18 protein-coding genes are annotated in these 18,869 nt (G+C 73.0%); 3 read left to right on the top strand and 15 right to left on the bottom strand.

Annotated features, from left to right (window positions below; genetic code table 11):
• Positions 1–9: 9 nt before the first annotated feature.
• Positions 10–1,512: a fumarylacetoacetate hydrolase family protein gene (locus tag HNR68_RS15030; RefSeq protein WP_179721474.1), complete on the bottom strand. Its 1,503-nt coding sequence runs from the start codon at positions 1,510–1,512 to the stop codon at positions 10–12.
• A 114-nt stretch (positions 1,513–1,626) separates the two neighbouring features.
• Between HNR68_RS15030 and HNR68_RS15025 the strand changes: the two genes are divergently transcribed.
• Positions 1,627–2,304 carry a GntR family transcriptional regulator gene (locus HNR68_RS15025; RefSeq protein WP_179721472.1) on the top strand — a complete coding sequence of 226 codons (678 nt, stop codon included), beginning with the start codon at positions 1,627–1,629 and terminating at the stop codon, positions 2,302–2,304.
• Positions 2,305–2,340: 36 nt separating this feature from the next.
• Here the strand turns inward: HNR68_RS15025 and HNR68_RS15020 are convergent, their stop codons facing one another.
• The 4 genes from HNR68_RS15020 to HNR68_RS15005 form a co-directional block, all read right to left on the bottom strand.
• Positions 2,341–3,672: an MFS transporter gene (locus HNR68_RS15020; RefSeq protein WP_343050164.1), complete on the bottom strand. Its 1,332-nt coding sequence runs from the start codon at positions 3,670–3,672 to the stop codon at positions 2,341–2,343.
• Entirely contained in the window at positions 3,669–4,727 is a 1,059-nt protein-coding gene (locus HNR68_RS15015; RefSeq protein ID WP_179721470.1) for an MBL fold metallo-hydrolase, read from the bottom strand. Before HNR68_RS15015 ends, HNR68_RS15020 begins: the two co-directional genes overlap by 4 nt.
• A gap of 69 nt (positions 4,728–4,796) precedes the next feature.
• Positions 4,797–5,666 carry a LysR substrate-binding domain-containing protein gene (locus HNR68_RS15010; protein WP_179721468.1) on the bottom strand — a complete coding sequence of 290 codons (870 nt, stop codon included), beginning with the start codon at positions 5,664–5,666 and terminating at the stop codon, positions 4,797–4,799.
• Positions 5,667–5,706: 40 nt separating this feature from the next.
• On the bottom strand, positions 5,707–6,369 hold the full coding sequence (locus tag HNR68_RS15005) for a hypothetical protein (RefSeq protein WP_179721466.1): 663 nt from the start codon (positions 6,367–6,369) through the stop codon (positions 5,707–5,709).
• A 412-nt stretch (positions 6,370–6,781) separates the two neighbouring features.
• Between HNR68_RS15005 and HNR68_RS15000 the strand changes: the two genes are divergently transcribed.
• A complete protein-coding gene (locus tag HNR68_RS15000) occupies positions 6,782–7,753 on the top strand; it encodes an aldo/keto reductase (protein ID WP_179721464.1) in 972 nt (323 codons plus the stop codon).
• Between the two features lie 42 nt (positions 7,754–7,795).
• Here the strand turns inward: HNR68_RS15000 and HNR68_RS14995 are convergent, their stop codons facing one another.
• From HNR68_RS14995 to HNR68_RS14955, 9 genes are all read right to left on the bottom strand, one after another.
• Positions 7,796–8,527, bottom strand: coding sequence for an IclR family transcriptional regulator (locus tag HNR68_RS14995; RefSeq protein ID WP_218888311.1), 732 nt, complete (start codon positions 8,525–8,527; stop codon positions 7,796–7,798).
• A gap of 109 nt (positions 8,528–8,636) precedes the next feature.
• Positions 8,637–9,617 carry a cyclase family protein gene (locus HNR68_RS14990; protein ID WP_179721460.1) on the bottom strand — a complete coding sequence of 327 codons (981 nt, stop codon included), beginning with the start codon at positions 9,615–9,617 and terminating at the stop codon, positions 8,637–8,639.
• On the bottom strand, positions 9,610–9,897 hold the full coding sequence (locus tag HNR68_RS14985) for a hypothetical protein (RefSeq protein ID WP_179721458.1): 288 nt from the start codon (positions 9,895–9,897) through the stop codon (positions 9,610–9,612). The genes HNR68_RS14990 and HNR68_RS14985 overlap by 8 nt, the downstream gene beginning before the upstream one ends.
• Positions 9,898–9,918: 21 nt before the next feature.
• Positions 9,919–11,340 carry a TRAP transporter large permease subunit gene (locus HNR68_RS14980; RefSeq protein WP_179721456.1) on the bottom strand — a complete coding sequence of 474 codons (1,422 nt, stop codon included), beginning with the start codon at positions 11,338–11,340 and terminating at the stop codon, positions 9,919–9,921.
• A complete protein-coding gene (locus HNR68_RS14975) occupies positions 11,340–12,686 on the bottom strand; it encodes an RraA family protein (protein ID WP_179721454.1) in 1,347 nt (448 codons plus the stop codon). The genes HNR68_RS14980 and HNR68_RS14975 overlap by 1 nt, the downstream gene beginning before the upstream one ends.
• Positions 12,687–13,194: 508 nt before the next feature.
• Complete coding sequence (locus HNR68_RS14970; RefSeq protein ID WP_179721452.1) at positions 13,195–14,502, bottom strand: MFS transporter; 1,308 nt, start codon at positions 14,500–14,502, stop codon at positions 13,195–13,197.
• Between the two features lie 5 nt (positions 14,503–14,507).
• Complete coding sequence (gene dgoD, locus HNR68_RS14965) at positions 14,508–15,698, bottom strand: galactonate dehydratase (protein WP_281377650.1); 1,191 nt, start codon at positions 15,696–15,698, stop codon at positions 14,508–14,510.
• Positions 15,695–16,309, bottom strand: coding sequence for a 2-dehydro-3-deoxy-6-phosphogalactonate aldolase (locus HNR68_RS14960; RefSeq protein WP_179721448.1), 615 nt, complete (start codon positions 16,307–16,309; stop codon positions 15,695–15,697). Before HNR68_RS14960 ends, dgoD begins: the two co-directional genes overlap by 4 nt.
• Positions 16,300–17,283, bottom strand: coding sequence for a 2-dehydro-3-deoxygalactonokinase (locus tag HNR68_RS14955; RefSeq protein WP_179721446.1), 984 nt, complete (start codon positions 17,281–17,283; stop codon positions 16,300–16,302). The genes HNR68_RS14960 and HNR68_RS14955 overlap by 10 nt, the downstream gene beginning before the upstream one ends.
• Before the next feature lie 66 nt (positions 17,284–17,349).
• Here HNR68_RS14955 and HNR68_RS14950 point away from each other — a divergent pair, with 66 nt between their 5' ends.
• Entirely contained in the window at positions 17,350–18,117 is a 768-nt protein-coding gene (locus HNR68_RS14950) for an IclR family transcriptional regulator (protein ID WP_179721444.1), read from the top strand.
• A gap of 22 nt (positions 18,118–18,139) precedes the next feature.
• Here the strand turns inward: HNR68_RS14950 and HNR68_RS14945 are convergent, their stop codons facing one another.
• On the bottom strand, positions 18,140–18,856 hold the full coding sequence (locus HNR68_RS14945) for a thioesterase II family protein (RefSeq protein ID WP_343050162.1): 717 nt from the start codon (positions 18,854–18,856) through the stop codon (positions 18,140–18,142).
• Positions 18,857–18,869: the final 13 nt, after the last annotated feature.

The following is an 18,869-nucleotide window of genomic DNA, read 5'->3' as shown; positions in this document are numbered from 1 at the left end:
TCCTGCGGACTAGGCGTCGGTGTTCGGTCGGTCGGTGCGGCGCTCGGCCTCGTAGCGCTCCCGCCACTCGCCGGTCAGCGGGTAGAGGCCGTCGACCGCGGCGCCCTCGGCGACCCGGGCGGCGATCCACGCCTCCTCGGCCTCCTGCTCGATCGCGGCGTCGAGCACCTCGGCCAGCAGCGGCGGCGGGATGACCAGGACCCCGTCGTCGTCGCCGACGACCACGTCGCCGGGCTGCACGGTCGCGCCGCCGCAGGCGATGGTGATGTCGCTGTCCCACGGCACGTGGCGGCGCCCGAGGACGGCCGGGTGCGGGCCGCCGGAGAAGGTGGGGATGTCCAGCTCGGCGACGGCGGCCCAGTCGCGCACGCCGCCGTCGGTGACGATCCCGGCGGCGCCCCGGACCTGGGCCCGCAGCGCGAGGATGTCGCCGACCGTGCCGCTGCCGCGTTCGCCGCGGGCCTCCACCACGAGCACGTCACCGGGGTTGAGCGCGTCGAAGGCCCGCTTCTGCGCGTTGTAGCCGCCGCCGTGGCTGCGGAACAGGTCCTCGCGGGCGGGCACGAAGCGCAGCGTGCGGGCGCGCCCGACCATCTTGCGGCCGGGGGTGTTGGTGCGCACGCCGTCGATGGAGAGCTGGTCGTAGCCGCGCTTGCGCAGCTGGGACGACAGCGTGGCCACCGAGACCTGCTGGAGCTTGGCCACCAGGTCGTCGGTGAGCTCGAACTCCGCCGGGAGCCCGGCGGCCTCGCGGCTGCCCCACGCCTCGGCCCGCTGGTGGTCGTCGACGGCGGGTTGGGCGCTGAAGTCCGGCAGCGGGGTGCGGCCCTCGACCACGGTGGTGCGGAGCCGGCCGGTGCGGTGCTCGGTGCCCGGGACGTCCACCTCCACCTCGACGACGTCGCCCGGGCCCACGACCGACGACCCGGCGGGGGTACCGGTGAGCACCACGTCGCCCGGTTCCAGGGTGATCAGCTGCGACAGGTCGGCGACCAGCTCGCCGAACGGGAAGACCACGGTGCCCGCGGAGTCGTCCTGGACGAGCTCGCCGTTGACCCAGGTCCGCACCCGCAACCGGGCCGGGTCGATCTCGGCGGCGGGCAGCAGGGCGGGCCCCAGCGGCGTGTAGCCGTCGCCGCCCTTGGAGCGCAGGTTCGAGCCCTTGTCCGCGGTCCGCAGGTCGTAGACGCCGAGGTCGTTGGCGGCGGTCACCGCGGAGACGTGCTTCCACCCCTCCTCGGGCCGAACCCGGCGGGCGGTCGTGCCGATCACGAGCGCGATCTCGCCCTCGAAGGCCAGCAGCTCCGCCCCCGGCGGGCGCTGCACGGTCTGGTCGGAGGCGGCCAGCGAGGTCACCGGCTTGAGGAAGTACGACGGCTTGGCCGGCGCCCGGCCGCGCTGGGCGATCCGCGACGGGTAGTTCAGGTGCAGCGCGATCACCTTGCCGGGCCGCCCGACCAGCGGGTGCCGGGCGAGTCCATCGCTGGCAGAACGGACATCGTCGTGCGTCATGCCGAGGATCGTATATGATGACGTATCTGACATCAACGCCGAAGCGCGCGGAGGGAGCGGGACGCACGAGGCGCCTCGGGCAAGATGGAGCGGACATCAGCGAAGCGAGGAACCATGACCACCGGCCGCGTCACCAGCAAGTCCCAGCAGGCGTACGAGTGGCTCCACGAGCGGATCGTCACGCACCGCTTCACGCCCGGCTACCGGCTGGTGCTGAGCCAGATCGCCGGCGAGCTCGGCGTCAGCGTCGTCCCGGTCCGCGAGGCCATCCGCCGACTGGAGGCCGAAGGCCTGGTCACCTTCGAGAAGAACATCGGCGCCCAGGTCGCCCTGGTGGACGAGGGCGAGTACGTGACCACGATGCAGACGCTGGCGGTCGTCGAAGGCGCCGCCACCGGCTTCTCCGCCCCGCTGCTGACCGCCGCCGACCTCGCCGAAGCCCGGGCGGTGAACCAGCGGATGCGGGAGTGCCTCGAGCACTTCGACCCGCGCCGCTTCACCGAGCTCAACGAGGAGTTCCACGCGGTCCTGTTCGCCCGCTGCCCGAACGAGCACATCACCGACCTGGTGCGCCGCGGCTGGAGCCGCCTGCGCCTGCTGCGCAACTCGACCTTCAGCTTCGTCCCGGGCCGCGCGGTCGAATCGGTGGCCGAGCACGACCGCCTGATCACCCTGATCGAGAACGGCGCCGACCCCCTCGACATCGAGCTCGCGGCCCGCCGCCACCGCACGGCCACCCTCGACGCCCTCCGCCAGTTCCAGCGCGACCACGACCACCGCGACCAGGCGTAGGCGGCCGCCCCGAGCTGGTCGCCCGGGGCGGCTCCGCTACTTGGTCTCGCCCGCCAGGTCGACGTCGCGGCCTTCCCGGACGGCCAGCACGCAGGCCGCCGAGACCAGGAAGGACAGCGCCCACACCAGCGCGACCAGCCACAGGTCGCCGCCCGCCGCGAGCACCAGCCCGGAGGCGATCACCGGGGTGAACCCGGCGCCGAGGGTGGAGGCGGTCTGGTAGGCCAGCGACGCGCCGGTGTAGCGCATCCGGGTCGGGAAGAGCTCGGCGACGAACGCGCCGAACGGCCCGAAGATGACGCCCTGGACGATGCCGTTGGCCAGGAAGAGGCCGATGGCAAACCCCCACAGCTCGCCCGTCTGCAGCAGCAGGACGATCGGGTACGCCAGCACCGCCCCGGCGACCATCCCGGCGAGCATCACCGGCTTGCGGCCGAACCGGTCGGACAGGCGGGCGGCGAACCAGATCCCGACGACCGTCAGCGCCGCCCCGACCGCCTTGACGTTGAGCACGCCGGTCCGGTCCACGCCGAGCTCGATCACGTGCGCCACCGCCCACACCGTCATCAAGCCCTGCACAGTGTAGGAGCTCATCCCGGCGACGATGCCCAGCACCAGGTTGCGCGGGTACTGCGTGACGACCTCCAGCAGCGGGATCTTCCGCCGCTCGGCCCTGTCCTCCAGGTCCAGGAACAGCGGCGTCTCGGCCACCTTCACCCGGATCAGCAGGCCGATCCCGATCAGCACCGCGCTGAGCAGGAACGGCACCCGCCAGCCCCAGCCGAGGAACTGCGCGTCCGGCAGCGCCGAGAACGCGGCCACCACCAGCGTGGCGAGCACGGCACCGGCGGGCCCGCCCATGTTGGCGAAGCTCGCCGCGAACCCGCGCCGCTTCGCCGGGGCGTGCTCGAGCGCCACGAGCATCGCGCCGCCCCACTCGCCGCCGACGGCCAGACCCTGCACCAGCCGCAGCACGACCAGCAGGGTCGGCGCCACGACGCCGATCTGGGCGCTGGTCGGCAGCAGGCCGATGGCGGTGGTCGCCGCGCCCATCAGCACCATCGACAGGATCAGCACGCCCTTGCGGCCGAGGCGGTCGCCGAAGTGGCCGAAGATCGCGCCGCCGAGCGGGCGGGCGACGTAGCCGACGGCCAGCGTGCTGAACGAGGCGAACAGGCCCACCGCAGGCGGCATCCCGGCGAAGAACAGCTTGCCGAACACGAGGCTGGCGGCGGTCGCGTAGAGGATGAAGTCGTAGAACTCGATGGCGCTGCCGATGAAGCTCGACGCCAGGATGCGCCGCATCTCCCGGGTGTTCAGGCTGTCCGATGTGGACTCGCGGGTCGGCTCGGCGGTCTGCGGGTTCACGATGCGACCACCCCTTCGCGCGAGATAGCGCCGAAGGGCAGCACGTCGAGGTCGTCGGGGACGAAGAAGGCGCCGCGGCACCGGGCGGCCGCGGCCTCCCACACCGATCGGGGCGCGGTCCCGGGCACCAGGTGGTGCAGGGCGAGCGCTCGCGCACCAGCGGCGTTGGCGATGCCCACCGCCTGCTCCGGGCTGGTGTGCGACTTGGTGTGGTGGTCGATCGAGGCCTGCGCGGTCGGACCGCCGCCCGCGTAGGTGCGGTGCACCCAGTCGAAGTCGATCGCCTCGTGCAGCAGCAGATCGGTGTCGCGGGCGAGGCGGACCAGGTTCTCGCACGGCGCGGTGTCACCGGAGATCGTGGCGGAACCGTGCGCGGTGTCGAAGCGGAAGGCGAACGCCGGGGCGATCGGCGGGTGCCGCACGAGGGTGGCCGTGACGGTCACCAGCTCGTCGGCGTAGACCTCGAACGGCTGCACGCCCTCCGGCGTCGGGTTGTCGTTCGGGTGGTAGCCGATGCCCTCGGGGATGCGGATGTCCTCGGCGCGGAAGCGGTCGAGCGGGCTGGGCCGCAGCGCATCGAGCACCCGGTCGTTCAGGTCGGTGGCGTGCGCGGCCATCAGGTGGTGGAACATCGCCGCCGTGCCCGGGGTCGGCTGCTCGGGGAACACCGGGGACGGCGGCACCACCGCGCGGGGCGCGACGGGCGGCAGCGCTCCCCGGTCGCCCGGTCCGATGATCCGGATCGCGGGCTGGTCCTCGGCCAGCGCGAACATGCCGAAGATCGCCAGGCTCGCCAGGTCGACGGTGTGGTCGGAGTGCAGGTGGGTCAGGAACACCGCGCGCAGCGAGCTGATCGGGATGCCCGCGAGGTTCAGCTGCCGTCCGACACCGTGCCCGGCGTCGACGAGGTAGGCGCGGTCGCCGACGAGGACGGCCGTGGCGATGCCCGCGCGCTTGCCCGCGTCCTCGCCGGACCACCAGCGGGGCCCTCCTGCGGTGCCGAGGGTGACGACCCTCGGGCGCGGATCGGCGGGGAAGCTTGTGGTGTGGGTCATGCCGACGATTGGAAACCACACCACCCATCGACACCAATACCGAATTTCACGCCTGGCGATAGAAACCGGCTATGCCAGCATCTCCAGGAACGCCTGCGCGGCGGGCGACAGCTTCCCCGGGCGGTGGAACAGGTCGATGCGGCGGTTCAGCACCGGGTCCATCGAGCACAGCACCGCCCCTTCGAGCTCGGCGAGCCGCGCGAGCGGGCGCGGCAGCACGGCGCACCCGGCACCGGCCACCACCAGGTGCAGCGCCGATTCGCGGTGACCCACCTCCACCACGACGTTGGGTTCGGTGCCCCGGCGCGCGGCTTCCGCGCGCAGGAGATCGCGCACCAGGGTGCCCTCGAACCCGGTCACCACCTCCTTGGTGAGCAGCTCCTCGACGGTCATCCGCCCGTCCGGCGGCGGGGTGCTGCCCGGCGGCATCGTGATGACGAGTTCCTGCTCGCCGACCGGGACGCTCTCCAGGTCGTCGACCGGGCGCGGCACCGCGTCGGCCAGGCCGAGCTCGGCCTCCCCGGTGCGCACGGCGGCGCGCACGTCGTCCTCGGACTCCGGCTGGTTCAGCCGCACCCGGACCTGCGGGTGGCGGGCGCGGAACCGGCCGATCACCCGGGCCAGCGGGTCCAGCGCGAGCGTGGGCAGCGTGACCAGGTCCAGCCGGCCCGCCATCAGCCCGGTCACCTCGCGCACCGCGGCCCGCCCGGTCTCCATCTCGCGCAGCGCCCGACGGGCGAAGTCGATCAGCGCGGAACCGGCGGAGGTGAGCCGCACGCTGCGCGGCAGCCGGTGGAACAGCTCCGCGCCCAGCTCCCGCTCCAGCACCTTGATCGAGTGCGAGAGCGACGGCTGCGCCACGTGCAGCGCGGCGGCCGCCGCGGTGAAGCCGCCGTGGTCGACCACGGCGAGGAAGTACTCGAGCTGACGTCGTTCCACGCGCACACGTTAGGTGTGCGGGCGGCGGACGCACCAGCAGCTACTGCTGGCGGTCGGCGATGCCCTTCATGCACCACTCGCCGTCGGTCACGCCGAGGACGACGTCGATCGGGACGGTCTGGGTCTGGCCCTGCGCGGTGAGCGTGAGGTCCACGGGGGTCAGCGCCTCGCTGTCCAGCGAGCGGCGCGGCGGGCCCGACTGCTCGGCGGACTGGATCAGCTGCAACGCCTGCGGCGGGAGTTGCGGGGCCAGCTTGCCGTCGGTGCTGCGGCACGAGTTCTCCGCCAGGCCGCTGGCGTTCTTGCTGGCCAGTGCCGCGGTGACCGCGGACGCCGTGTCGTCCGGTGCGCCCGGTCCGACGAGGAAGTCCGGCTTGGCGAGCCCGGCGACCGCCAGCCCGGCGACGGCCCCCACGACCAGACCGCTGCCGAGCCCGACGAGCAGTCCCTTCTTGCCGCCGCGGCTCGGGGCGGCTGGCGCCTCCTCGGCCGTCCCGGGCTGGGCCGCCTCGGTCGATTCGGCCTGGCCCGCCTCAGTCGATTCGGCCTGGCCCGCCTCAGTCGATTCGGCCTGGCCCGCCTCAGTCGATTCGGCCTGGCCCGCCTCGACCTGGTCTTCGGCCTGCGCCGCGCCCTCCTGCTCGGGGTTCTCCCCGCGCACCGGGTCTTCGCCCGCCGACTCGTCCCGACCCGGTTCGGCCATGCTGCGTACCTCCCGCGACGCCTTCACCGGCGCCAGCGCATCGAACGTGGTGCTCTTCCCGTCCGCCACCCTGCCTGCGCCGGCAACGCACGTCCACGAACGCCCGGCGGAGAGTGGCATTACTCATAGGTCGACGATTCCGCCCCGACGTCCGCGGTTGGTCCACATCGGATGAACACGACGTCGTTCGACGCCTTCCGCCCGATCGGTCCATTTCGGACGCACCTGCGCGCCGAGCCGCCCGAATCGCGCGGTATGCCCAACGAGTGCACCGACCTCGTGCGCACCGGAAACGGTGCAGGGCTCGCGGCCGAAGTCAACCCCTCCCCCGCAGGGGCCGGAAGCGAGTTGAACGGGGGCCCGCGCAGCGGTAGGTACTGGAGCAGAACTTCTCGACAGCAGGAGGACGACCATGCGCTACACCCGACTCGGAACGACCGGCCTGGAGGTCTCGTCGATCTGCGTGGGCTGCATGAGCTTCGGGGAGCCGGACCGCGGCACCCACACCTGGACCCTCCCGGAGGAGCCCAGCCGCGAGATCATCCGCGCCGCGCTCGAGGCCGGGATCAACTTCTTCGACACCGCCAACGTCTACTCGAACGGCTCCAGCGAGGAGATCGTCGGCCGGGCGCTGAAGGACTTCGCCTCGCGCGAGGACGTCGTGATCGCCACCAAGGTGCGCAGCCGGATGCGCCCCGGGCCGAACGGCGCCGGGCTGTCGCGCCGGGCGATCATGGCCGAGATCGACAACAGCCTGCGCCGGCTCGGCACCGACCACGTCGACCTCTACCAGATCCACCGGTGGGACCACGAGACGCGCATCGAGGAGACCATGGAGGCGCTGCACGACGTGGTGAAGGCGGGCAAGGCCCGCTACATCGGGGCCTCCTCGATGCACACCTGGCAGTTCGCCAAGGCCCAGTTCACCGCCGAGCGCAACGGCTGGACGCGGTTCGTCACCATGCAGAACCACTACAACCTGCTCTACCGCGAGGAAGAACGGGAGATGCTGCCGTTCTGCGCGGACCAGGGCGTGGGTTCCATCCCGTGGAGCCCGCTGGCCCGGGGGCGGCTGACCCGCCCGTGGGACGCCTCGACGGCGCGGTCCGAGACCGACGAGTTCGGCAAGACCCTCTACCTGGACAGCGACCGGACGATCGTGGAGCGGGTGCAGGAGCTGGCGGGCCGGCGCGGGATCTCCGCCGCGCAGATCGCGCTGGCGTGGGTCCTGCGCAACCCGGTGGTCTCCGCGCCGATCGTGGGCGCGACCAAGCTGGCGCACCTGCAGGACGCGATCGCCGCCGTCGACGTGACCCTCGACGACGACGAGGCCAAGCACCTGGAGGAGGCCTACGCCCCGCACAACACGGCGGGCTTCGCGTGATCGCCCCGGGGCCCTGCGCGGGCGGGGCCCCGGAACGGCCGGTCAGAAGGCGCGGCGTGCGATGGCGTAGGCGGCGCGCTGCACCTCGATGCCGAGGCCGGGGAGGCGATCCGACGGGATGGCGTCCTGCGGGCCGGAGACCTGGACCGCGGCGGTCGTGCTGCCGTCGGGTTCGGCGACCGGTGCCGCGACGGAGGCCATCCCGGGTTCGCGTTCGTTGCGGGCGTGCGAGTAGCCGCGGTCGCGGATCTGCTTGAGGTCGTCGAGGAACTCGTCCTGCTCGATCGCGGTCCCGTCGGCTCGGGTGCGGTCGCCGAGCTGGGCGAGGAACTGGTCGAGCTCGTCCGGGTCCATGTTGGCCACGAGGGCCTTGCCCGCGCCGAGGTGCAGGGGGAGCCGTTCTCCGATGGGGAGTTCGTAGCGCAGCGGGCGCGCCCCGTCGACGCGGGCGAGGACGACGCGGGACCAGCCGATGCGCTTGAACAGCGAGGCGGTCAGGCCGGTCTCCGCGGCGAGGTCCTGCAGGACCGGCCGGGCGGCCGTGATCAGCGGGCTGCTGGTGAGGTAGGCGTGCGCCCCGAAGATCAACCCGACCCCGGGGCGGTAACCGGTGGCGTCCCGCTCGACCCGGCCGCGCGCTTCGAGCACGTTGAGGATGCGCTGGGTGGTCGCGACGGGCAGGTCGGCGCGGCGGGCGATGTCGCTGAGCCGCAAGGCGTGCCGACTGGTGTCGAGCACCTCCAGGACGTCGATGGCCCGCTCGAGCGATCGCATGCTGGTCGCCGGTGATTTCGCCGTTTCCATGGGCGGGTGGGCGCTCCCCTCGGTCGGAACCTCCTCCCCATCTTTCCACACAGTGGTGAACATGCCCGCGAACGCCGGATCACCGCAGGGCGGTCGCGTTGGGCGGCGAGCCGACGCCGCCGACGAGGTGCAGCGGCTTCACCACCAGCAACGCGTCCCACCGGCCGGTGCGGCGGCTGTCGGCGACCAGGTCGGTGAGGTTCCAGAGCTCCCCGAGCGGCGCACCGAGCTTGGCGATGAGCTCCTGGTGCATCATCCCGGCGTCCTCGGGAGCGGAGTCCCGGTACGGGCTGTCCGGGACGACCGGCAGGACCTCCACCGCGAAGGTGTCGGTGGCGAACAGGGCGACTTGGTGGTCCCACAGCCAGGCGGGCAGGTCCGCGCTCTGCCGGAACCCGGTCGCCCGCCGGGCAGCGCGCACTTCGCCGCGCACGTCGCGGTCGGCATCGAGGAACCAGCGCGCCCATCCGGTGTGCACCAGGACGAGATCGCCCGGCCGCACCCGCTCGCCCTGGGCGTGCAGCGCTCGATCCAGCAGCTCGACGTCCAGAGCGGGCCCGGCCCGGTGGTCGAGGGGCCGACCTTCAGCGGCGAGCAGGCCCTCGACGTCGATGACCACGCCGCGCCCGACGATCGGCTTCTCCGCCCAGCGCTGCACGCCCAGCGCCGGGCTGCCGGGCCGGATGTCCTCGTCGGCCACGCCGCCGTAGAAGCCGTGGCCCGACGCCCGCCGGTGGCGCAGGCCGTCCACCTGCGAGCTGGCCTGCGGGTAGAACTCGCGGAGCACGTCGTCGCGGGCTTCCGGGTGGCTGGACAGCAGCTCGTGGTGCGGGGCCTTGCGGGCCCGGGCCATGGGCGGGTCGAACGCGTCGAGGGCGTGGTCGAGGGAGAACACCGCCCCGCGATCGACCGCGGCGACCGCGTCCAGCACCTGCGCGGGACCGGCGAAGTTGGCCATCCCGCGCTCGGGGTCGTCGCGGAAGACGCCCCAGCTGGACCCGGGCGGGGTGTTCCCGCGCAGCTGCGCGTACGCGGGCGCACCCGGATTCACCTCAGGCATCGTCGGCCTCGCTCCCGCCGTCGACCGCGCTCCGGTAGGACAGGGCGAAGGAGAGCAGGCCGGCCACGGACGCACCGCCGAACGCGTACGGGCCGAGCGCCGAGGCCCAGTGGCGGGCCGCCGCGGCGTCGCCGACGGCGAGGGTCGCGATCTGCCCGATCACGATGGCCGCACCGGCGAGCAGGAAGAACACCGCGGAGACCACGAACAGGGCGGTCGCGATGCGCGTCGGGCGGGACGCCGGTGGTGCCGGTGCCTGCGCGTTCGTCGTCGAACTCATGAGGGCTCCACAGGATCGGGGTCAGACGGGCAGTGCGCCGATGGCGATCAGCACACCCATGCCGAGGATCGGCAGGCAGTAGTAGCTGAGCAGCGGCAGGAAGGTCTTGACCGGGTCGACGCGGGCGATGCCGGACGCGACGTAGATCGGGGCGCCGGAGGGCGGCGACGCGCCCTCCGTGGAGGCGAAGATCAGCACCGCGGCGGCCGCGATGGGTGCCGGGATCCCGGCCCCGACCAGCGCGGCGACCGCCACCGGGCCCACCGCTGCCATGGTCGCGCTGGCGGTGAGCGGGATGGCGATGGCCACGATGATCAGGCCGATCGCGATGGCCATGATCCAGGCCGGTGCCTGCAGGCCGGACAGCACGGCCTTGAGCTGGTCGGCCAGGCCGAGGTCGGCGAGCAGGTTGGAGGCGGAGAACGCCGCGACGATGGTGATGCCGATGACGCCGAACGAGGGGGCGGCTCTGGCCACTGTGGACCACCACGCGGATGCGCTGCGCGGCAGGTGTTTGCGGCCCAGGACCAGCACCAGGGCGATCATCAGCACCGGGATCCAGGTGATCAGGCTGATCACGTCCGGCATCTCGTAGGGCTGCGCGGGCAGCGTGGTGCCGTCGGCGAGCTCGACCGGCTTCTTGAGCTCGTCACCCACGCCGGAGTGGGCGCCCAGCAGCTCGGCGATCGGGCCGCGGGTCAGCAGCAGCGGGATCAGGATCGGCACGAACAGCAGCAGCGACGTCCACCCGCTGCGCAGGCTGCGCCCGAACGGCATCCGGTCCGCGGCCGCGATCGGTTCGATGCCGTGGCGGCGCACCAGGAAGAACACCAGCACCAGGCGGTAGCCCAGGCACCACAGCCCGGCCAGCGCCAGCGGTTTGACGATCTCGTCGGGTTGCATGATGCCCTGGGCGGCGAGACCGCCGACGAGGATGAACATCGTCGAGGAGAACGGGAAGGTCACACCCATGCCCGCACCGCCCGCCACGACCGTGGCGGCGAGTTCCGGCTTGACGCCGGAGCGCTTCATCCACGGCACGGTCACGGATCCGACCGCGGCGGTCACCGCGGCACCGACGTGGGCGATCGCGCCGAAGATGCCGCCCGCGACGGTGGCGGTGTAGACCGGCCCGCCGCGCAGCCGCCCCAGCACCGAGTTCAGCAGGTCGATCAGCTTGTCCAGCACCGGCGTCCTGGTGAGCAGGTAGCTCATGGACACGAACGCCAGCCCGGCGAAGGTGACCTCCTCCTGCATCGCCTCGAGCACCGCGGCACCGATGGCCCCCAGCGGGGAGCCGCCGTCCTCCACCCCGCCGATCAGGGCGAACGCGCAGACGGCGAGGAACCCGAGGATCATCGCCTCGCCGATGTTCCGCTTGAACACCGCGTTCCAGACGATGATCACGCCGACGAACGCGACCAGCGCCCACACCCCGGTCATCACGCGGTCCCGGCGAGGATCGCGGCGCGGCGCTGCGCCTCGTCGGCCTCCACCGCGCGGCCCCCGAGCAGACCCGCCACGGCTTCGGCGGCCGGGACGACGACGACCCCGTCGTCGTCGGCCACGACCACGTCACCGGGGCGGGCCACCACACCCCCGACCGCGACGGGCACGTCGATCTGCCCCGGACCGTGCTTGTACGGCCCGGCCGCGGAGACACCGCGCGCCCACACGCCGAAGCCGATGCGCTCCAGCTCGACGACGTCGCGCGCCGCGCCGTCGATGATCATGCCGACCACCCCGCGGGCCTTGGCGCGCTCGGCGATCAGCTCGCCGATCAGCGCCCGGCTCGTGTCGCCCTGCCCGTTGACGACCAGCACATCGCCGGGCTCGGCGGCCGCAACTGCCCGGTGCACGGCCAAGTTGTCGCCGCTGCGCACCCAGACCGTGCGAGCCCGCCCGACCAGCCGCGCGCCCTTCCACAGCGAGCGGATCGCACCGTCCAGCACGCCCATCCGGTCCCGCGCGTCGCCGATGTTGGCCACCGCGAGCCCGGCGTACTCGGCCAGGACGTCCTCGACCGGGGCGAGCGCCGCATCGGCCAGCCCCCGGTGCAGCTCAGCGGTGGCGCGCGTGAGGACCGGCCGCACGCCGAGCGAGTCGAGCAGCGACGCCGCGGCATCGGCTTCGACGGTGCGCCGCGCGGCGTGCTTGCACGTGCCTCCGTGCAGCCGGTCGAGCGCACCAGCTCCGCCGCTGAGCTCGGCGGCGATCTGCTCGCGCACCCATTCCTCCGCCCCGGCCGCGCGGCCCGCGGCCACGGATTCCACGATCAACGCGCCAAGACCTTTCATGAACGTGCTGCGCAGCAGCTTGCGCGCAGTGGCCTCGCCGGGCCCGCCTCCGATGTCCTCGACCTCGGCGCCGAGAGCGGCGAACGCGCGGGCGGCCGCCCGCGAACCCGCTCCGCTGATGACCACGTTCGTGGCCGCGCCGCGGGTCGGCACCGAACCGATCACCGCGACGTCGGCGAACCGGCCCTCCCCGACCTCGGCCGCGACCTGCCTCTTCACCGCGGGGTCGCCCGCGTTCATGTCCGCGTAGACCGCGTCCGGCCGGAGGAACGCCGCGACCGACTCCGCCGCCGGGAGCGCTGCCGATCCGCCCACCAGGCTCAGCACCACCTCGGCGCCGTCGACCGCTTCCTCCGGGGTGCTCGCCCTGACCACCCCGGGCGGCGTGGCGTGGTCGGCCGGATCGTAGCCCGAGACGGCCCACCCCTGCTTGACCAGGCCCATCGCGTACAAACTCCCGGCCTCGCCGAGCCCCAGCACTGACGCGCGCATGCAGCATCCTTTTCATACCGTGGTAACTACTCTCAATGTGCGGATAGTATTGCCACAAGGTGAGAGGATGGTCAACAGATCATTTCCGGCGGGAGGCGCTCGACAGGAGGAAGGCGGTTCGATCCGGCGGGGATGTCGCGCAGACCTGACCCGGCAGCGCGATCAGCCGGCAGCTGCACGGGTTGGATGACGGCGGGTAGCCGTGAAGCGGCGCAGACCGCTTGAACAAAAGGACTTCTGGGCGCCGATCAGCCCCAGAAGGAACGTTGACCCTTCCGGACAGCCTCAGGGCGTCAACAGGAGGGAGCACATGAACGCCTCGCCGCGCCAGCTCGCGCAGCGGGTCTTTCCTTGATACCGCGAAGAATTCGCCCGGGTTCGTCCACTGTGGCCGCTGTCCGGGAACTGCGGCGACCGGGAGCGGAGCTCGCGAGCTCCGCCGCGCAGATCGTCCTGTCGCGGGCCCTCGGGTTCCGGGGCCCGCGCGGGCGGGCCCCGGAACTGCCGGTCAGCGCTCGGAAACGCGCTCGACCCGGCCGACGAGCAGGACGTAGGACAGGATGCCCGCGACGGTCACCGCGGTCATGTAGCCGAAGGCCGGGGTGAAGCTGTCCTCGGTGACCAGGAAGCCGATCACGATCGGCGTCGCGATCGACGACAGGTTGCCGATGAAGTTGAACATCCCGCCGGTGAGCCCGAGCAGGCGCTCCGGCGCCAGCGCCGAGACCAGCGACCAGGTGATCGAGGCGAGCCCGTTGCCGAAGAACGCCACCGACAGGAACACGATCACCAGCGCCGTCGAGTCGGTGTAGTTCGCGCCCACCATCAGCGTGCTCAGCAGCAGCCCGACGATGATCGGCGCCTTGCGCGCCAGGCCCAGCGAGGCGCCGCGCCGCAGCAGGACGTCCGAGAGCACGCCCGAGGCGAGCACGCCCACCAGCGCGGCCACGAACGGCAGCGAGGCCAGGAACCCGGTCTCGATGTAGTCCATCCCGCGGTAGTCCACCAGGTAGGTCGGGAACCAGGTGAGGAAGAACCACAGCGTCGAGGTCAGGCAGAACTGGCCGAGGTAGATGCCCCACAGCTTCCGCCTGCCGAGCACCGTGGCGAGGTCGCCGCGGGTGATCCGGGCCCGCCGCGGCTGCTCGTCGACCAGGTCCACCAGGCCGCCGCCGGAGCGGATCAGCTCCACCTCCGCGGCGTTGGCCCGCGACTCGCGCGGTTCCCGGTAGCTGGCGTACCAGAACGCGCCCCACGCGATGCCGACCAGGCCGGTCAGGATGAAGACCCAGTGCCACGACACCTCCGCCTGCAACCAGGACAGCACCGGGGTCAGCAGCGCCAGGCCGATGAACTGGCCGGAGGTGTAGAAGCCGATGGCGGTGGCGCGCTCCCGCTCCGGGAACCACACCGTGGCGACCCGGCTGTTGATCGGGTACGCGGGCGCCTCGAAGCCGCCGACCAGCAGCCGCAGCACGATGAGCGCGACGAACCCGCCGACCACGCCCATGAACAACGTGGCCAGCGACCACAGCACCAGGCACAGCGGGTAGAGCAGGCGTGGCCGGACCCGGTCCACCAGCCAGCCGCCGGGCAGCTGCATCGCCGCGTAGGTCCAGCCGAAGGCCGACAGCAGCAGGCCCTGCTGGGCCGTGGACAGCTCCAGCTCCTTGGCGATGGCCGGCATGGCGATCGACAGGTTCGAGCGGTCCAGGTAGTTGATCACCACGGTGCCGAACAGCAGCACCGCGATGAACACCCGGGCGCGGGTGGCGGTGGCGGCCCGCGCCGTCGGGGTCGTCGTGGTCTCGGTCATCGCGCTCACCACTCCGCCACGGAGCCGTCGGCGTGGCGCCACACCGGGTTGCGCCAGCGGTGGCCCTCGGCGGCCCGCTCGACCACGTACTCCTCGTTGATCTCGATGCCCAGGCCCGGGCCGGTCGGGATGGCGACCTGCCCGTCGTCGTAGCGGAACACCGACGGGTCGACCAGGTAGTCGAGCAGGTCGTTGGAGGTGTTGTAGTGGATGCCCAGACTCTGCTCCTGGATCACCGCATTGTAGCAGCCGGCGTCGATCTGCAGGCAGGACGCGAGCGCGATCGGGCCCAGCGGGCAGTGCAGCGCCAGCGCCACGTCGTGGGCCTCGGCCATGTGCGCGATCTTGCGGGCCTCGGTGATGCCACCGCAGTGCGAGGCGTCGGGCTGCACGACGTCCACCGCGCCGGAGGCCAGCACCGACTTGAAGTCCCACCGCGAGTACAGCCGCTCGCCCAGCGCGATCGGGATCGGCGAGTTCCGCAGCACGTCGGCGACCCCGTCCAGGTGCTCGGAGAGCACCGGTTCCTCGACGAACATGAGCCGGTAGGGCTCCAGCTCGCGCAGCAGCACCTTGGCCATCGGCCGGTGCACGCGCCCGTGGAAGTCGACGCCGATGCCGATGTCGGGCCCGACCTCCTCGCGCACCGCGGCGACGTTGGCCACGCACTGGTCGACCTTGGCCCAGCTGTCGAGGTACTGCAGCTCCTCGGTGCCGTTCATCTTGACCGCGGTGAAGCCGCGGTCGACCACCTCGCGCGCGGCCCGCGCGGTCTCGGCCGGGCGGTCGCCGCCGATCCAGGAGTAGACCTTGATCCGGTCCCGCACCCGGCCGCCGAGCAGCTCGTGCACCGGCAGCCCGAGCGACTTGCCGCGGATGTCCCACAGCGCCTGGTCGATCCCGGCGAGCGCGCTCATGTGGATGCCGCCGCCCCGGTAGAACCCGCCGCGGTAGAGCACCGTCCAGATGTCCTCGATGCGGGTCGGGTCCTGGCCGATGAGGTAGTCGGAGAGCTCGGCGACGGTGGCGGCGACCGCGTCGGCGCGGCCCTCCAGGACCGGCTCGCCCCACCCGACGACGCCCTCGTCGGTCTCGATCTTCAGGAACAGCCAGCGCGGCGGCACCTGGTGTGTCGTCATTGACGTGATCTTCATCTGGTGCGTTTTCCTTCTCTCAGCACGCCTTCTGGGGTTCAGGCGGTGGCGCTGTCCCACGCGCGTCGCATCGCGGCCGCGCGGGCGCCGACCTGCTCGGGGGTGTCCCCGGGCCGGTAGAGCGAGGAACCGAGCCCGGCGCCGCCCGCCCCGGCCGCCGCCCACTCGGCGAGGTTGGTCTCGTCGACCCCGCCGACCGGCAGCATCTCGACATCGGGGGGCAGGACCGCCCGCCACGCCTTCATCCCGGCGACCCCCACCGCGTCGGCGGGGAACAACTTCAGGTGCCGGGCCCCGGCCTTCACCGCGGCGAACGCCTCGGTCGGTGTCGCCACCCCGGGGTAGGGCCGCAGGCCCGCCTCCAGCGCCGCGGTGATGACCTCGGGGTCGGCGTTGGGGGCGACGGCGATCCGCGCCCCCGCGTCGCGGGCCCGCGGCACGTCGGCGACGTCGACCACCGTGCCGACGCCCACCGCGCAGCGCTCGCCCAGCGAGCCGGCCAGCCGCTCGACCGAGGCGAACGGGTCCGGCGAGTTCAGCGGCACCTCGATCGCGTCGATGCCCGCCTCGACCAGCGCCTCGCCGACGGCGAGCACCTCGTCCGGGGTGACCCCGCGCAGGATCGCGATCAGACCGCTGCCGTTCACTGCCATTGCTGCTCCTGTGCGTCGTGGTGGAGTCCGGTCCAGCGCGCGATCTGCCACAGCCCGCGCGCCGCGACGTCTTCGGTCAGCACGGTCGGGGTGACGCCGTGCGCGGCCAGCGCCTGCTCGTAGCGTCGGCACAGGTCCTCGGCGCCGCACAGCAGCACCCGGTCCCGGTCGGTGGCCGGCAGGTGGTGGGCGACCTCGTCGGCGATGAGCACGCCCGAGACGTAGTCGGGCACCGACGCCGGGTCCAGCAGTCCGTCGAGCGCGAGCGGGCGGGCGCCGAAGAGCTCGGTCGCCAGGCCGCGGGAGCGCCCGGCGCGCAGCCCCCGGGCGAACGCCGCGTCGTCGCGGCGCGGTTCCGCTGCGGTGCGCGCCAGGATGCCGTGCTCGGTGAGCAGGCCGAACAGCTCGCCGGTCATCGCCGTGCTGAACGAGAGGACCTTGCCCTCCTCGACCCGAACCCACTTGCCGTGCGTGCCGGGCAGCACCAGGGTGAGCGCCGCGGTGGGCTCGCCCAGCGCGTCGAGGGCGCCGATGACCTGCGCCTCCTCGCCGCGGATCACGTCGCCGGGCGCGCCGTGCGCGGACGGCACCCGCAGGCCGGGCACGAGGTGGGCGACGCCGCTTCGGTGCCGCACCCGCACGAGCGCGTCGGCACCGAAGCGCAGGTCGGCGGGCACGGTGCGGTAGCCGGCGTCGGCCCAGCCCTGCGCGCTGCCGACCATGCCGCAGGCCAGCACCGGCAGGTCCGGGTGCGCGGTGACCCAGTCGCCGCAGGCCGACCAGAACGCCGCCTCGTAGGCGCGCTCGCGGGCGCGGGCGTCGCGCACGTCGATGCCCGCCGTGGTGGCCAGCAGGCCCTGGTCCGGCCGGCGGACGTCGAGGATCCCGCCGGCGCGGTCGAGCAGCCAGGCACGCTGTGCGGACGTCCCCCAGTCGAGCGCGATCAGGCTCGGGGTGCGGCGGGTGTCGGTCATGGCCGACCACTGTGCGGAACAGTTCCCGATTATGCGAACACGGTCCCGATATGTAGGATCGCGGCCATGACCACCGAGGACCCTCCCCCGCCTCCGGGCACCCAGACGCTGGCCAGGGGGCTGGCGGTCGTGCGCGCGGTGGCCGACGGCGCCACCGACCTGCGCGGCCTCGTCGAACGGACCGGCCTGGGCCGCAGCACCGCGCACCGGCTGGTGCAGCTGCTGGTCCGCGAGGGGTACCTGCGGTCCGGGCGGGACGGCTACGCGCTCGGGCCGACGCTCATCGAGCTCGGGTTCCAGGCGCTGCACGGCAACCCGCTGCCGGTGGTGGCCCGGCCGGTGCTCGAAGAGCTCTCCGAGCAGCTGCGCGACACCGTCCACCTCGCGGTCCGCGACGGCTCCTCGGTGCTCTACCTCGACAAGCTGCCCGGTTCCCGCGGCGCGGAGATGCGGTCCCGGATCGGGCACCGGATGCCGCTCACCCGCACCGGGGTCGGCATGGCCCTGCTGCTGGACTCACCGCACGAGTGGGAGCAGCTCTACCAGGCCGAGACCCCGGTGGAGCCCGCGCTGGCCACCGGCGACGTCGAGGCCTTCGTCGCCCGCATGCGCGAGTACGCGGAGTCGCAGGTGACGATGGACGTGGAGGACAACGAGCCGGGCATCCGCTGCGTGGCCGCCCCGGTCCGCGACGCCACCGGAGCCCTGGTGGGCGCGATCAGCGTCTCGGCCACCCGCCCGTACATGCCCGCGGCCCGCATGCGCGGCCTGGTCAAGGTGGTCAGCAGGGCCGCCCAGCGCATCTCCGCAGCCCTCGGCCACCGCCCGGACTGACCGTGGCGGGGACGCCCGAGCCTCAGCCGTGGCGGACTGCCTGCGCGCGTCCGGCGAACTCCAGGACGGCCGCCCGCACCTCGGCGAGGACGTCCGGGGCGCCGTTGGCCAGGTAGAAGTGGCCGCCGGGGAACCAGCGCGACCGGAACGGTCCGGTCGTGGCGTCCCGCCAGGCCTCCAGCTCGTCGCGGTCCAGTTCGGAGTCGTCCTCACCGGCCATCGCCACCACCGGGCAGTGCAGCTTCCGGCCCTCCGGGGCCTGGAACGACTCGCTGACCGCGAAGTCCGCCCGGAGCGTCGGCAGCAGCAGCTCCACCAGCTCGGGGTCGTCCAGCACCGCCTGCGGCGTCCCCTCGAGGCCGCGCAGGGCCGCGACGAACTGCTCGTCGGGCAGGTCGGACACCAGGCGGCGGCGGGTCGGCAGCTGCGGCGCGCGCCGAGCCGAGGCGATCACCCCCAACGGCCCGGTCCGGCGGGCGACCTCCCAGGCCAGCCCGGCGCCCATGCTGTGCCCGAAGAAGGCGTACGGGCGGTCGAGGGAGCTCGCGAGCTCCCGCGTGACCAGCTCCGCCAGGGTGTCCATGCTCCGGTGCGCCGGCTCGGCGATGCGCGCCTCGCGGCCGGGCAGCGCCACCGGCACCACCTCGATCTCCGGCCCCAGCGCACCCACCCACGGTCGGTACGCCGCCGTCCCGCCGCCGGCGTGCGGGAAGCAGAACAGTCGGATGGCTGGCGCCACGTCGTCCTCCTCT

The organism is Saccharopolyspora hordei (genome assembly GCF_013410345.1).
In the GTDB taxonomy this organism is placed as follows: domain Bacteria; phylum Actinomycetota; class Actinomycetes; order Mycobacteriales; family Pseudonocardiaceae; genus Saccharopolyspora; species Saccharopolyspora hordei.
The sequence above is the reverse complement of the archived record's forward strand: the minus strand, read 5'-3'. Positions and strand labels throughout refer to the sequence as shown.